Here is a 13,239-nt window from a genome sequence, read left to right as displayed (position 1 = left end):
GACAACGAACGCTCCGACGGCGCCGATGTCGACGGTCTCCCGTACGTTCCAGGACTCGACGACGACTTGGGGGTGGCACGTGACGGGCAGCAGCTCACCGACCTGGCTCGACGAGCCGTGCCCGCCGTGGTGCGTGCGCGCCCACGAGGAGGACGACCACCCCGAGGATCGTTACCACCAGAGCGAGCCGTCGCTGTTCGCCGCCATCGCCGGCTCCGGCGACCAGGTCCCGATGACCGCCTCGCTGGCGTCCCTGACCCTGGGCATCCACCTCGGCCGCCACGTCGGCGAGGCCCGCTCGTGGGTGGTGATCGAGTCCCTCGAGACCCGTCATCCGCGCCTGGTCCTCACCGAGGAGGCCGCCGTGGCGCTGCACCAGCAGCTGGAGCAGCAGCTGGCTCGGCTGTGAACGCACGAGGCTCCGGACCAGACGGTCCGGAGCCTCGTTCGTCGTACGACGTCGGGGTCAGCGAGCTGCGGAACCCTCGGTGTAGTCGTCGTCGGTCTGCTTCCACGCGAAGTGCGAACGCAGGGCCTTGCCGGTCGCCTCGATGGAGTGAGCGGCCTCCTCCTCGCGGAGCTTGAGGAACTCGACGCCGCCGTTGTCCTGGTCGCCGATGAAGCGCTCGGCGAAGGCACCCGACTGGATGTCGCCGAGGATCGCCTTCATCGACGCCTTGACCTCGGGGGTCACGACGCGCGGGCCGGAGACGTAGTCGCCGTACTCCGCGGTGTCGGAGACCGACCAGCGCTGCTTGGCGATGCCGCCCTCCCACATGAGGTCGACGATGAGCTTGAGCTCGTGGAGCACCTCGAAGTAGGCGATCTCGGGCTGGTAGCCCGCCTCGGTCAGGGTCTCGAAACCGGCCTGGACCAGGTGCGAGACGCCACCGCAGAGGACGGCCTGCTCACCGAACAGGTCGGTCTCGGTCTCCTCGGTGAAGGTGGTCTTGATGACGCCGGCGCGGGTGCCGCCGATGCCCTTGGCATAGGACTTGGCCAGCTCCCAGGCAGTGCCCGAGGCGTCCTGCTCGACGGCGATGATGTCCGGGATGCCGCGGCCGGCGACGTACTCGCGACGCACGGTGTGGCCCGGGGCCTTCGGGGCGACGAGGATGACGTCGACGCCGGCCGGGGGCTTGATGTAGCCGAAGCGGATGTTGAAGCCGTGACCGAAGACGAGGGTGTCGCCCTCGGCGATGTGCGGCTCGATCGACTCGGCGTAGATGTGGCGCTGGAACTGGTCGGGCGCGAGGACGACGATGACGTCGGCTTCCTCGACCGCGTCGGCGACCGAGAGGACGCGCAGGCCCTGCTCCTCGGCCTTGGCGCGGCTCTTCGAGCCCTCCTTCAGGCCGACGCGGACGTCGACGCCCGAGTCGCGGAGGTTGAGCGCGTGGGCGTGGCCCTGGCTGCCGTAACCGATGACCGCGACGTGCTTGCCCTGGATCAGGGACAGGTCGGCGTCGTCGTCGTAGAAAATCTCAGCCACTGGGGGCTCTCCTTGTTTCTCGGGTGGGTGGGTTGTCAGGCGTTGGCAGCGGGCGGAACCGGTACGGCGACCGGCTTGCCACGCTCGGAGATCGACCGCGAGCCGCGGCTGATGGCCACCATGCCGGACTGCACGAGCTCGCGAATCCCGAAGGGCTCGAGCACGCGCAGCAGGTCTGCGATCTTGTCGGAGTTGCCGACGACCTGCATGGTGATCGCGTCCGAAGCGACGTCGATCACCTTGGCCTTGAACAGCTGGGTGATGTCGAGGACCTCGCCGCGGTTGTCCGCCGTGGCGCCGACCTTGACCATCACGAGCTCACGCGTGACCGAGGACGCCGCATCGAGCTCGACGATCTTGATCACCTCGACCAGCTTGTTGAGCTGCTTGGTGACCTGCTCGAGCGGCGACTCGTCGACGTTGACGACGATGGTCATCCGCGAGATCTCGGCGTGCTCGGTCGGGCCGACCGCGAGCGACTCGATGTTGAAGCCGCGGCGGCTGAACAGTGCCGAGATCCGGGCCAGGACGCCCGGCTTGTTCTCGACCAGGACCGACAGTGTGTGTTGCGCCATCAGACGTCGTCCTTGTCGAACTCGGGCGCCAGGTCGCGCGCGTACTTGATCTCGTCGTTGCTGGTGCCGGCGGCGACCATCGGCCACACCATGGCGTCACGGTGCACGCGGAAGTCGACGACGACCGGGACGTCGTTGATCTCCATCGCCTTCTGGATCGTCGCGTCGACGTCGGCCGGCGAGTCGCACGACAGGCCCACGCAGCCGTAGGCATCGGCGAGCTTCACGAAGTCGGGGATCCGCTTCGAGTGCAGGTCGGTGTTGGAGTAGCGCGAGTTGTAGAACAGCGTCTGCCACTGCCGCACCATGCCGAGCGACTCATTGTTGATGATCGCGACCTTGATCGGGATGTCGTTGATCGCGCAGGTCGCCAGTTCCTGGTTGGTCATCTGGAAACAGCCGTCACCGTCGATCGCCCACACGGTCTGGTCGGGCATCGCCACCTTGGCACCCATGGCGCCGGGAACCGCGAAGCCCATCGTGCCGAGGCCGCCGGAGTTGATCCACGTGTTGGGGCGCTCGTACTTGACGTAGTGCGCCGCCCACATCTGGTGCTGGCCGACGCCGGCGGTGTAGATCGTGTCGGGGCCCGAGAGCACGCCGAGGCGCTCGATGACGTACTGCGGCGACAGTCCGGTCTCGGGGGTGTCGTACCCGACGGGGTACTGCTGCTTCATGCCCGCACAGAACGCCACCCAGCCCTCGTAGTCGCCCGTGTTGCCGGCGTCCTGCTCGGTGCGCAGCGTGGTGAGCAGGTCGACCAGGACCTCGCGGACGTCGCCCACGATCGGGACGTCGGTGAAGCGGTTCTTGCCGATCTCGGCCGGGTCGATGTCGGCGTGGATGATCCGCGCGTGCGGCGCGAAGGAGTCCAGGTTGCCGGTCACCCGGTCGTCGAAGCGAGCGCCCAGGCTGATGATCAGGTCGCTCTTCTGCAGGGCACCGACGGCCGCCACGGTGCCGTGCATGCCGGGCATGCCGAGGTGCTGCGGGTGGCTGTCGGGGAACGCGCCGCGGGCCATCAGGGTCGTGACGACCGGGATGCCGGTGAGCTCGGCGAGGGCCAGCAGCTCCTTCGAGGCGCCGGAGCGGATGGTGCCGCCGCCGACGTACAGGACGGGCTTGCGCGACTCGAGCATGAGGCGCGCGGCCTCGCGGATCTGCTTGGCGTGCGGGCGGGTCACCGGACGGTAGCCGGGCAGGTTGAGCTCGGTCGGCCACTGGTAGCTGGTGGTGGCCTGCAGTGCCGACTTGGTGACGTCGACGAGGACCGGGCCGGGTCGACCGGTCGAGGCGATGTGGAACGCCTCGGCGATCTTCATCGGGATCTCGGCCGGGTCGGTCACCAGGAAGTTGTGCTTGGTGATCGGCATCGTGATGCCGCGGATGTCGGCTTCCTGGAACGCGTCGGTGCCGATCATCGCGGCGCCCACCTGGCCGGTGATCGCCACCATGGGCACGGAGTCCATGTGGGCGTCGGCGATCGGGGTGACCAGGTTGGTCGCGCCCGGGCCGGAGGTCGCCATGCAGACGCCGACGCGTCCTGACGCCGAGGCGTAGCCCTGCGCAGCGTGACCGGCGCCCTGCTCGTGGCGTACGAGGATGTGCCGGATGCTGCTGTCCATCAGGGGGTCGTACGCGGGAAGGATCGCGCCGCCGGGGATGCCGAAGATGTCAGTGACACCGGCCGCCTCCAGCGAACGGATCAGGCTCTGCGCGCCGGTGATGGTCTCGCCCGAGCCCTGCTGCTCAGTCATCCGGTTTCTTCCTGTCTGTGCTCATTTGTCTGGGCCTCGACGTCCGGGCTCATCTGCCCATCCCCTGTGCCCGTGATCGTCGTACAAGCAAAAACCCCTCGGTTGCCGGGCAACGAGGGGCGGGACGCGTCACACTGACGATGTCAGGCGGCGCGTCCGGTGCGTACGAGAAGCTGTTCATGCATGCGCCCACCGTACGCCGTCGCCCATCGACCGTCGAATGAGGGTGCCCCCTCGTCTCAGGATACAAGACGTCCGTCTCACGGGACGACCACCCTGCGGAGGTCCGCCAGGGCGCCGTCGAGCCCGGCCATCGCCTCATCCGCCAGCGTCTCGGCCCGCCCCACCACCCGGTCGTACGACGTCCGGTCGGCCACGTCCGCCGCGCAGCTCCGCACGTGGTCGGCCAGCAACACCGCGTCGCGATGGTCGCCGAGCAGGCCCTGGATGCGCTGCCCGAGGCCGCCGACGGCAGCGGCCCCGTCGAGGCCGTCGACTCCCTCGACGGCGTCGGCCGTGTGCCGCAGTCGCCGGGCCGCGCGACGCAGGGCGTGCACCGCCTCCTCGGCCTCGGCCACGTCGTCGCCACCGAGCCGGTCGGCCCGGTCGAGCACACGGCGGACCTGCCGTCGTACCGCCCGGGCAGCGATGGTCGTGGCGGGCCGGGCGGCCCGGTCGGTCAGCGGCGGGTCGGCGGACCAGTGGACCAGCAGGGCGTCGAGGCTCTCCGCGCCACCGGCGAGGTGCCAGGCGACGAGCGCGGCGTGGGCGCGGTCGTGGGCGGTCAGCAGCGGTTCGACCACGGCGTCGTACAGCTCGCCCTGTGCCAGGTCCCGCAGGACGACGGTCGCGTCGGCGGCCCGTACCTCGAGGTCGCGGCACTCCCCCAGCAGCCCGCCGTACGCGGCCAGCACGACGGCGAACTTCCCGGCCGGCTCCTGCTCGAAGCAGCTGTCGAAGGCCGCGAGCACGTTGCGCATCCGGCGCACCGAGGTCCGCAGCTGGTGCACCGCGTCCGGCTCGTCGGACAGGGCCGGTCCGCGGCGTTCGGTGATCATCCGGCCCAGGTCGGCAACGACGGCCGCGAGCATGTCGCCGCCCGAGATGTCCGGTTGCCCGTCCGGCAACGCGTGGGTCACGGACCCATCGTGTCACCGGACGGGCGGCACGTCAGCGGAGTGACGCGACCAGCAGCGCGATCTGGATCGGCATCGACGTGCCCCAGTCACCGTCGAGCGCGGTGATCGGGATGTCGTTGCGGGCCAGCGCAGTGGTGTCGGCGTTGCGACGGGTCTCCGGGGCCGGGGCGCCGACGGTCAGGCGATAGGTGCCGCCCGTGGCCGGAACGTCGTCGATGAAGCTCAGACCGATGTCATTGCTGTGGCCGACGTCGGCCCGGACCGCACGCCCGATGGTCTCGCCGGCTCCGACGAACGGGTGGTTGACGTTGAGGACCAGGTCGCCCTTGAGGGCGTCCCGCTTGACCAGGGCGCCGAGCAGGCGGACCGCGAAGTTCGCGGTGGCGGCGAAGGGCACGTTCGGGATCTGGGCCAGGTCGCGCGGGACCTCGGCGCTGAAGGCGAGCGCCGGGACGCCGTACTCGTGGGCGGTGACGATCGCGCCGACCGTGCCGGAGTGGTTGAGGGTCGAACCGACGTTCTGCCCGAAGTTCGTGCCGGAGAGCACCACATCAGGGCCCTCGGACCAGTAGGTGGCAGCGAAGCGGCTGAGCGCGACGTTCACGGCATCGGCCGGCGAGGCCGAGGGCGAGGTCGACGTGCACGGCGCGGCCGCGACACACACGCCGAACACGGCGCCGCCGGTCGAGGCGGCCCCGCAGTCACCGGCGTACGCCGCCGGCGGGGTGACGGCCTGCACGGTGATGTTGATCGGCGAGAAGCCGGGCGAGGTCATCCGCGCACCGGCGCCACTCTGCTGGGCCCACGGCGCGACGACGAGGACATCGGCACCGGCGTTGCACAGCGCGCGGCGCAGCTCGTAGAGGCCCTTGCCGTCGGTGCCGAAGCCGGCATCGAGACCGCGGGCGCTGTCGTCGTTGGTCAGGACGACCTTCAGGCCGGCCAGGGCGGGCGGGACCGCGGCCGCTGCTTCGGCGGGCGCGGCAACGGTCAGCGGAGCCGACGCGACCGAGCCGGCGAGCGCCGCGGCGAGGGCGAGGCCGACGGCCGCGAGACGCAGGGCGACGGGGTGGGAGGGAACGGAACGCATTGCTACTCCTCGATGGGGATGTGCCCGAGTGGAACAGGTTCTACATTCGGAGGTGACACGGTCGGGCGTCCAAGACCCGTTCGGCATGAGCCCACGAATCAGCCAGACGGAATGAGCCAGAAGGAATGAGCCAGACGGAATGAGCCAGAAGGGCACGCGATGAACATCCAGCAGCTGAGGTACGTCGTCGCGACGGTCGACCACGGGAGCATGACCGCCGCGGCCGCGGCCGTGTTCGTCGCCCAGCCGGCCCTGAGCCGGGCCGTGCGCAACCTCGAACGCGAGCTCGGGATCACGATCTTCGAACGGTCCGGGCGCGGCGTGACGCTCAGCCCCGAAGGCGCCGAGCTGGTGCGTCGGGCACGCGGCGTCCTGGTCAGCATCGACGCCCTGCAGTCGGCGGCCAGCACCACCGATCACACCGCACCGCTGGTCATCGCCGCGTCGCCGACGCTGCAGGCCGCGCTCGCCGTACCGATCCTCGCGGCCCTGCGGGACCACGGTGTCGCGATGCCGTCGCGCCTGGTGGGCTGCAGCAGCTCGGCCGAGGTCGTCGACCTCGTCACGGCAGGGACGGCCGACCTCGGGATCTGCGACAGCGTCGTGACCTCCGACCTCGTGCAGGTGACCATCGGTCGCGCCGAGATCCGGCTCTACTCCCCCGAGTCGCTCCCGCTGCCGGACCGGGTGCGGATGGCCGACCTCGCCGGCCTACCCCTCGTCCTGCCGACCGCGGGCAGCAAGCGACGGGCCGCGCTGGACGGATTCTTCGAGCGTGCCGGAGTGGTGCCCGAGGTCGCCGTGGAGACCGACGAACGCAACGTCTGGCTGGCGGCCGTCACCGCCGGGCTGGCCTCGTGCATCTGGCACAGCGTCGAGGCCGCCCGGGTGCCGGTGCCGGGCGTCGTGATCCGCAGCTTCGACCCGCCCCTCCACCGCCCGCTCACGACGGTGCACCGCGCGGGCGACTCCTCGCCGGCGCTGGGCCCGCTGCTGGAGGTGGTCCGGCAGATGAGTGCGCTCGTCGGCTGACCCACCGGGAACTCCGGCAGTGTGACGGCCGCCACCTTCGGTCGTTGGACCGGCATGCGCCGTCCTCCCGCCGTGCCTGTCGTGCTCGCCGCCCTGCTCGGCCTGGCCACCCTCCCGTTGCTCTCGTCCGGATCCGCACCGGCAGCGCACGCCGCCGTCACCCCGCGCTACCAGGAGTACGTCGCGCTGGGCGACTCGTGGTCGGCCGACGTGGTGCTCTTCGACCGCAACGGGTTCCCCGATGCACGTCACGCACCGACGGACTGCTTCCAGTCGCACACCAACTACCCGAAGATCGTGGCGGCCGCCCTGGCGATCCCGGTGTTCCGGGACGCGACCTGCGGATCGGCGACCACCGAGCACTTCACCCAGCCGCAGAGCGGGCTGCCGCTCGGTGGCACCAACCCGCCCCAGTTCGACCGGCTGACGCCCACGACCGACCTGGTGACCGTCGGAATCGGCGGCAACGACGCGGAGGTGGCCTCCGGCGCGGTCTCCTGCATCTCCGCGTCGCCCATCAGCATCCCGACTCCGGTGCTCCCGTTCCCGGACGTCATCCCGCTGATCGACGAGACGTCGCTCCCGCTGGGCGGCTGCAAGGAGCGGTTCACCGCGGGCGGCTTCGACCAGCTGGCCGACAACGTCGCCGCGACCGAGGACAAGGTGGTCGCCGCCCTGAAGGAGATCAAGCGACGCTCGCCCCGCGCCCGGGTGCTGCTGGTGAACTACCTGGACGCCATCCCCACGCGGGGTTGCTGGCCGATCGTGCCCATCACCAACACCGACATGGCGTACCTGAGCTCGGTGTTCGTCAAGCTCAACGCGATGCTGGCCGAGGCCGCGCGGCGCGGCGGTGCCGAACTGGTCGACACCCACCCGCTGAGCACCGGCCACCACGTGTGCACGGGCCCGCTGACCCGGTACGTCGAAGGCCTCGGAGTCATCTCGCTCAACGATCTCGCGGTCGCCGTACCCGCGCACCCGAACGCGGCCGGCGCACGTGCCCAGGCGCGGTCGGTGCTGCAGCAGATCGAGCGCTGAGGCTCACGGCAGCACGATGTCTCCGACCGGGCTGGGGTTGAAGGCGACCTCCCACCGGAAGCCGTCGGGGTCCGAGAAGTAGCCGGAGTAGCCGCCCCAGTCGCGCTGCGTCGCCTCCTGGACGTGCGGGGCTCCGGCGGCCTTCGCGGTCGCCAGCACCTCGTCGACACCTCCGGGCGAGGGCATGTTGTGCGAGATCGTCAGGGGCGCGATGCCGGGACCGCTCATCAGTGTGCCGACCTCGGCCTCGCATGCGGCGCGGTCCCACAGCGACAGGATGAGCCGTTCGCCAGTGCGGAACATGAGCACCTCGCCCGGTACGTCGATCTCCGGGGTCCAGCCGAGTCCGTCGCGATAGAAGCGCCGGGTCGCGTCCAGGTCGGTGACGGCGAGGGTGATGAAGCTGATCCGCTGGTCCATGGATCCACTCCACCACCCCGCACCGACACCGGTCACGCGCGGCGGGGGTTCGTCTCGGACAGGCGCCGGGCGACGAGCGGGATGATCACGGCGGCAGCGACCACGTGGCTGACCGCGAGCGCGACGTTGGTGGCGTGCGACGTCGATGCCGCGACCAGGGACGGCACCACCGAGATCACGGTCAGCGTGACGGTGGTGCGCTGCCACGTCGACCGCGGCCGCCGGGCCCAACGGGCGAGGCACGCCGCGATGATCGCGCCGATCACGCCGAACTCGAGGACGGCGAAGAACAGTCCACTGACGGGCATCGTGGCCGGCTCGGCGCCCGGGAACGCGAACTCGTAGGGCACGCCCACGGCGCGGGTGATGGCCTCGAACCCGCCGGTGACGACGGCCGCGACAACGGCGACGCCGAAGGCATGCACGCCGACCGGGACGCGTCGGGTGCGGACGGAGGTGGTGGGGGTCGTGCTGGTCGTGCTGGTGGTGATGGCAGACATTGCCGTTTCCCTTCGGATGGTGGCGATCCGGTGACCGCCTCTCACCCTCTCCACGAACGCGGGACCCGGGTTCGACAGGTTTCGACATCAGATGTCGAAGAAATCTCCCAGCGAGCGCTGCTGCCGCCCTTCGGCGTCGAAATTGTCCGCTGCGAGCCACTGCTCGTGCGCGGTCCGGACAGCGGGCCACTCGCTGTCGATGACCGAGAACCAGTCGGTGTCGCGGTTGCGGCCCTGGGTGACCATGTGGTTGCGGAAGCGGCCCTCCTCGACGAAGCCGAGACGTCGCGCTGCCCGCCGCGACGGCTCGTTCAGGCTGTCGCACTTCCACTCGAACCGGCGGTACCCCAGGTCGTCGAAGGCGTGCCGCATCAACAGGTGGATCGCCTCCGTCGCGCCGCGGGTCCGCTGCAGGGCCTGCCCGAACAGCACGCCCGCCACCTCGACCTGTCCGTGGCCCGGTTCGATGCGCATGTACGACGCGATGCCGGCCGCCTTGCCTGCGCCCGGACCCTCGAGCGGGATCAGTGCGTACGTCACCCAGTCGGGAGTCTCCAGCAGCGCGGCCAGGTGCATCCACAAGGTCGCCAGCGACGTCGGTCGCGGCACCGGCCGGTAGGTCCACAGGCCGCCGTCATCGGGGCCACAGGTCGAGGCGAACAGGTCGGCGTAGCGCGCTGAGGTCAGCGGTTCGACCCTGACGTAGCGCCCCGGCAGGGCGACAGGCTCCGGGAAGGGCCGCGGTTCCCAGTCGGGTACGACGGCGCCGACCTGCTGGCCGAACTCGTTGACATCAGGCACGCCGCCGACCCTAGTGGCCTGTGGATGAGCACCCACGCCGACCGACGATCTGGATCATCCTCATCCCATGACCAGGACCGCCCGCACGACGGAGCTCGACGTCCGCCAGCCCTTCACCCGGGAGCAGGCCCTCGCCGCAGGGATCACGCCGCGCCAACTCCGGTCCCAGCGCTACCGGCGGCTGCTGACCGGCATCTACGTCGCGGCGGACGTCGAAGTGAGGCCGGTCCTGCTGGCCCGGGCAGCGCTCCTTCCCTTCGGCGACCGGGCGCGTGCCAGCCACAGCACCGCCGCGCGCGCATGGCGGCTGCCGGTGCCGATCGACCCGGAAGAGCACGTCACCGTTCCCACCGCCGCGGAGCGCCGGTCTCGCGCGGGCGTCCGATGCCACGTCGACCCCGACGGCCGATCGGTCATCGTCGACGGGATCCGAGTGTCTGCCCTGCCCGAGACGTTCGTCGAACTCGCCCAGAAGCTCGCGCTCGTCGACCTGGTTGTCGTCGGCGACGCCATGGTCCGCCGAATGATCGGACTCGACGAACTTCAACGGCACTGCGCCGAGGCTTGCGGTCCCGGAACTGCCCAGGCTCGCGCTGCCCTCGCGTTCGTGCGTTCGCGCGTGGACTCCCCGATGGAGACGAGGCTGCGCATGCTCATCGTCCTGGCCGGCCTGCCCGAGCCTCAGGTCAACCTCACCGTGGGCGATCCCCTGACGATGGAGCGGCGCAAGTACGACCTCAGTGGGCCGGAGATCCGTCTCATCGTCGAGTACGACGGCCGCCAGCACGTCGACCGGATCGACCAGTGGGAGTCAGATCTCCGGCGCAGGGAGGCGATCGACGATGACGGCTGGCGGATCGTCGTCGTCATCGCGCGCGGGGTGTACGCCCGGCCGGACCAGGCCCTGTCGAAGATCCACCGACTGCTCGTCGAGCGCGGCCACCCCGACGCACCGCCCCGGATGTCCGAGGCGTGGCGGGTGCACTTCCCGGTGCACGGATGAACGTGATCGCGCACATGCGCGATCCTGGTCGCCACGCGCGCTCCTGAACCGACCAACATCGCGCACGTGCGCGATCCTGTCCGCTACTACTGCTCCGCGGGCGGGTCGAAGTCGAAGGCCGGCAGGCCGTCGAGGCTGGTCCGGTTCTTCTGGCGGCGGTACTCGGCCGAACCCTCGACGCCCTTGCGCTCGAAGTACGGCCCCAGCAGGTCGCGCTGGCCGGCGTACTCCATCAGCGGGACGCCGTAGCCGCACGAGTCGGAGATCCGCTCGATGTCGACGACGATCACCGCCCGGGCGCCGGGCTGGTCCTCGAAACGGGCCACCAGGTCGGCGTACTCGTCGTCGTAGAGCGACACGACGCGGCCGCGGCCGTGGAAGCGGACGATGTTCGGCGGTCCCTCGAAGGCGCAGAACATCACCGTGATCCGGCCGTTCTCGCGCAGGTGCGCGATCGTCTCGCTGCCACTGCCCGTGGTGTCGAGCCAGGCGAAGGTGTGGCCGTCGACCATGCCGAACGTGCCCGGGATGCCGCGCGGCGACAGGTTGACGTGGCCGTCGCCGGACAGCGGTGCCGTCGCGACGAAGAACACCTGTTGCTTCTCGACGAAGGCACGCAGCCGTCCGTCGACCTGGTCGTGGACCTTGCCCATCGGGCGCCTCAGCTGGTGACGGCGCCGTGGGCGGCCGACTGCACGACCTTGGCGTACTTGCCGAGCACACCCCGGGTGTACTTCGGCGGAAGCGGCTCCCAGCCGACCTTGCGGGACTCGATGTCGTCGATCTCGACCTCGAGCGTCCGGTTGAGGACGTCGAGCGTGATCGGGTCGCCATCGCGCACGAACGCGATCGGTCCCGCGTCCACGGCCTCGGGGGCGATGTGGCCCACGCAGAGACCGGTGGTGCCGCCGGAGAAACGACCGTCGGTGATCAGCAGGACGTCCTTGCCGAGGCCGGCGCCCTTGATGGCACCGGTGATCGCAAGCATCTCGCGCATGCCCGGGCCACCCTTGGGGCCTTCGTAGCGGATGACCACGACGTCGTTGGCGACGATCTTGCCCTCGGCCAGTGCGTCGAGCGCCTTGCGCTCGCCGTCGAACACGCGGGCGGTGCCGCGGAACACCGAGGCGTCGAAGCCGGCCGTCTTCACGACAGCACCCTCGGGCGCCAGCGAACCCTTGAGGATCGTCAGGCCACCAGTGGCGTGGATCGGCCGGTCCAGCTTGTGGATCACGTCGTCGTCGAGGTCGGGCGGGTCGATCTCGGCGAGGTTCTCGGCCATCGTCTTGCCGGTCACGGTCAGGCAGTCGCCGTGCATCAGGCCGGCGTCGAGCAGCGCCTTCATCACGACGGGGATGCCGCCGATCTTGTCGACGTCGTTCATGACGTACTTGCCGAAGGGCTTGAGGTCGGCGAGGTGCGGGACCTTGTCGCCGATCCGGTTGAAGTCGTCGAGCTGCAGGTCGACCTCGGCCTCGCGCGCGATGGCCAACAGGTGCAGGACGGCGTTGGTCGAACCGCCGAGCGCCATGACCACCGTGATGGCGTTCTCGAACGCCTCCTTGGTCATGATCTGGCGCGCGGTGATGCCCTTGCGGAGCAGGTTGACGACGGCCTCACCCGACTTGTGGGCGTAGCCGTCGCGGCGACGGTCCACGGCCGGCGGAGCGGCCGAGCCGGGCAGGGACATGCCCAGGGCCTCGCCGACGGCGGCCATCGTGTTGGCGGTGTACATGCCTCCACAGGCACCCTCGCCCGGACAGATCGCGCGCTCAATCCGGTCGACCTCGTCGCGGGTGATCTTGCCGGCCAGGCACGCACCGATGGCCTCGAAGGCGTCGATGATCGTGACGTCCTTGCCGTCGACGCTGCCGGGCATCGTCGAGCCGGCGTAGAGGAAGACGCTGGCGAGGTCCAGGCGGGCGGCAGCCATCAGCATGCCGGGCAGCGACTTGTCGCAGCCGGCGAGCAGGACCGAACCGTCGAGCCGCTCGGCGCTCATCACGACCTCGACCGAGTCCGCGATGACCTCGCGGCTCACGAGGGAGAAGTGCATGCCCTCGTGGCCCATCGAGATGCCGTCGGACACCGAGATGGTGCCGAACTCGAGCGGGTAGCCACCGCCTGCGTGCACGCCGTTCTTGACCGCCTTCGCGAGCCGGTCGAGCGACAGGTTGCAGGGGGTGATCTCGTTCCAGCTGGACGCGACACCGATCTGCGGCTTGGCGAAGTCCTCGTCCCCCATGCCTACCGCGCGGAGCATGCCACGGGCGGCGGCCTTCTCTAGGCCGTCGGTGACGTCGCGCGAGCGGGGCTTGATGTCGGGGGCATCGGTCATGTGCACAGATTAGTCGGCGCGCCCGCCGTACCCGCGGGGTATCTCAGGTGA

The 13,239-nt window shown here is 70.2% G+C and carries 14 protein-coding genes; 4 read left to right on the top strand and 10 right to left on the bottom strand.

Annotated features, from left to right (window positions below):
- Nucleotides 1-79 precede the first annotated feature (79 nt).
- On the top strand, nt 80-409 hold the full coding sequence (locus tag ACOACQ_RS09750) for a DUF6907 domain-containing protein (protein ID WP_378604693.1): 330 nt from the start codon (nt 80-82) through the stop codon (nt 407-409).
- A 57-nt stretch (nt 410-466) separates the two neighbouring features.
- Here ACOACQ_RS09750 and ilvC read toward each other — a convergent pair whose 3' ends face one another.
- The 5 genes from ilvC to ACOACQ_RS09725 all read right to left on the bottom strand — a co-directional run bounded on the left by ilvC (nt 467) and on the right by ACOACQ_RS09725 (nt 6,053).
- Nucleotides 467-1,492, bottom strand: a complete 1,026-nt coding sequence (ilvC, locus tag ACOACQ_RS09745) for a ketol-acid reductoisomerase (RefSeq protein ID WP_420288166.1) — start codon at nt 1,490-1,492, stop codon at nt 467-469.
- Between the two features lie 35 nt (nt 1,493-1,527).
- Nucleotides 1,528-2,067: an acetolactate synthase small subunit gene (gene ilvN / locus ACOACQ_RS09740; RefSeq protein WP_182377224.1), complete on the bottom strand. Its 540-nt coding sequence runs from the start codon at nt 2,065-2,067 to the stop codon at nt 1,528-1,530.
- Entirely contained in the window at nt 2,067-3,824 is a 1,758-nt protein-coding gene (locus tag ACOACQ_RS09735; protein WP_378604700.1) for an acetolactate synthase large subunit, read from the bottom strand. Before ACOACQ_RS09735 ends, ilvN begins: the two co-directional genes overlap by 1 nt.
- A 260-nt stretch (nt 3,825-4,084) precedes the next feature.
- Nucleotides 4,085-4,963 (bottom strand): CHAD domain-containing protein, encoded by an 879-nt coding sequence (locus ACOACQ_RS09730; protein WP_420288165.1) that lies wholly within the window; start codon nt 4,961-4,963, stop codon nt 4,085-4,087.
- Between the two features lie 31 nt (nt 4,964-4,994).
- A complete protein-coding gene (locus ACOACQ_RS09725) occupies nt 4,995-6,053 on the bottom strand; it encodes a 5'/3'-nucleotidase SurE (protein WP_420288164.1) in 1,059 nt (352 codons plus the stop codon).
- Between the two features lie 159 nt (nt 6,054-6,212).
- Between ACOACQ_RS09725 and ACOACQ_RS09720 the strand changes: the two genes are divergently transcribed.
- Nucleotides 6,213-7,085 carry a LysR family transcriptional regulator gene (locus ACOACQ_RS09720; protein WP_420288163.1) on the top strand — a complete coding sequence of 291 codons (873 nt, stop codon included), beginning with the start codon at nt 6,213-6,215 and terminating at the stop codon, nt 7,083-7,085.
- A 54-nt stretch (nt 7,086-7,139) separates the two neighbouring features.
- Nucleotides 7,140-8,126, top strand: coding sequence for an SGNH/GDSL hydrolase family protein (locus tag ACOACQ_RS09715; protein ID WP_420288162.1), 987 nt, complete (start codon nt 7,140-7,142; stop codon nt 8,124-8,126).
- Between the two features lie 3 nt (nt 8,127-8,129).
- On the opposite strand, the gene ACOACQ_RS09710 is transcribed toward ACOACQ_RS09715, so the two are convergent.
- The 3 genes from ACOACQ_RS09710 to ACOACQ_RS09700 form a co-directional block, all read right to left on the bottom strand.
- Nucleotides 8,130-8,546 carry a VOC family protein gene (locus ACOACQ_RS09710; protein WP_420288161.1) on the bottom strand — a complete coding sequence of 139 codons (417 nt, stop codon included), beginning with the start codon at nt 8,544-8,546 and terminating at the stop codon, nt 8,130-8,132.
- Between the two features lie 32 nt (nt 8,547-8,578).
- Complete coding sequence (locus ACOACQ_RS09705; RefSeq protein WP_420288160.1) at nt 8,579-9,046, bottom strand: DUF6069 family protein; 468 nt, start codon at nt 9,044-9,046, stop codon at nt 8,579-8,581.
- An 87-nt stretch (nt 9,047-9,133) separates the two neighbouring features.
- Nucleotides 9,134-9,847, bottom strand: a complete 714-nt coding sequence (locus ACOACQ_RS09700) for a GNAT family N-acetyltransferase (RefSeq protein WP_420288159.1) — start codon at nt 9,845-9,847, stop codon at nt 9,134-9,136.
- Between the two features lie 67 nt (nt 9,848-9,914).
- On the opposite strand from ACOACQ_RS09700, the gene ACOACQ_RS09695 reads away from it, so the two are divergent.
- On the top strand, nt 9,915-10,850 hold the full coding sequence (locus ACOACQ_RS09695) for a DUF559 domain-containing protein (protein ID WP_420288158.1): 936 nt from the start codon (nt 9,915-9,917) through the stop codon (nt 10,848-10,850).
- Nucleotides 10,851-10,936: 86 nt separating this feature from the next.
- Here ACOACQ_RS09695 and ACOACQ_RS09690 read toward each other — a convergent pair whose 3' ends face one another.
- Together ACOACQ_RS09690 and ilvD are read right to left on the bottom strand one after the other, a co-directional pair.
- Complete coding sequence (locus ACOACQ_RS09690; protein WP_378604727.1) at nt 10,937-11,503, bottom strand: pyridoxamine 5'-phosphate oxidase family protein; 567 nt, start codon at nt 11,501-11,503, stop codon at nt 10,937-10,939.
- 8 nt (nt 11,504-11,511) lie between these two features.
- Entirely contained in the window at nt 11,512-13,188 is a 1,677-nt protein-coding gene (gene ilvD, locus ACOACQ_RS09685; RefSeq protein ID WP_378604731.1) for a dihydroxy-acid dehydratase, read from the bottom strand.
- Between the last annotated feature and the right edge of the window lie 51 nt (nt 13,189-13,239).

It is taken from the genome of Nocardioides sp. CPCC 206347, assembly GCF_048654605.1.
Taxonomy (GTDB): Bacteria; Actinomycetota; Actinomycetes; order Propionibacteriales; family Nocardioidaceae; genus Nocardioides.
The sequence above is the reverse complement of the archived record's forward strand: the minus strand, read 5'-3'. Positions and strand labels throughout refer to the sequence as shown.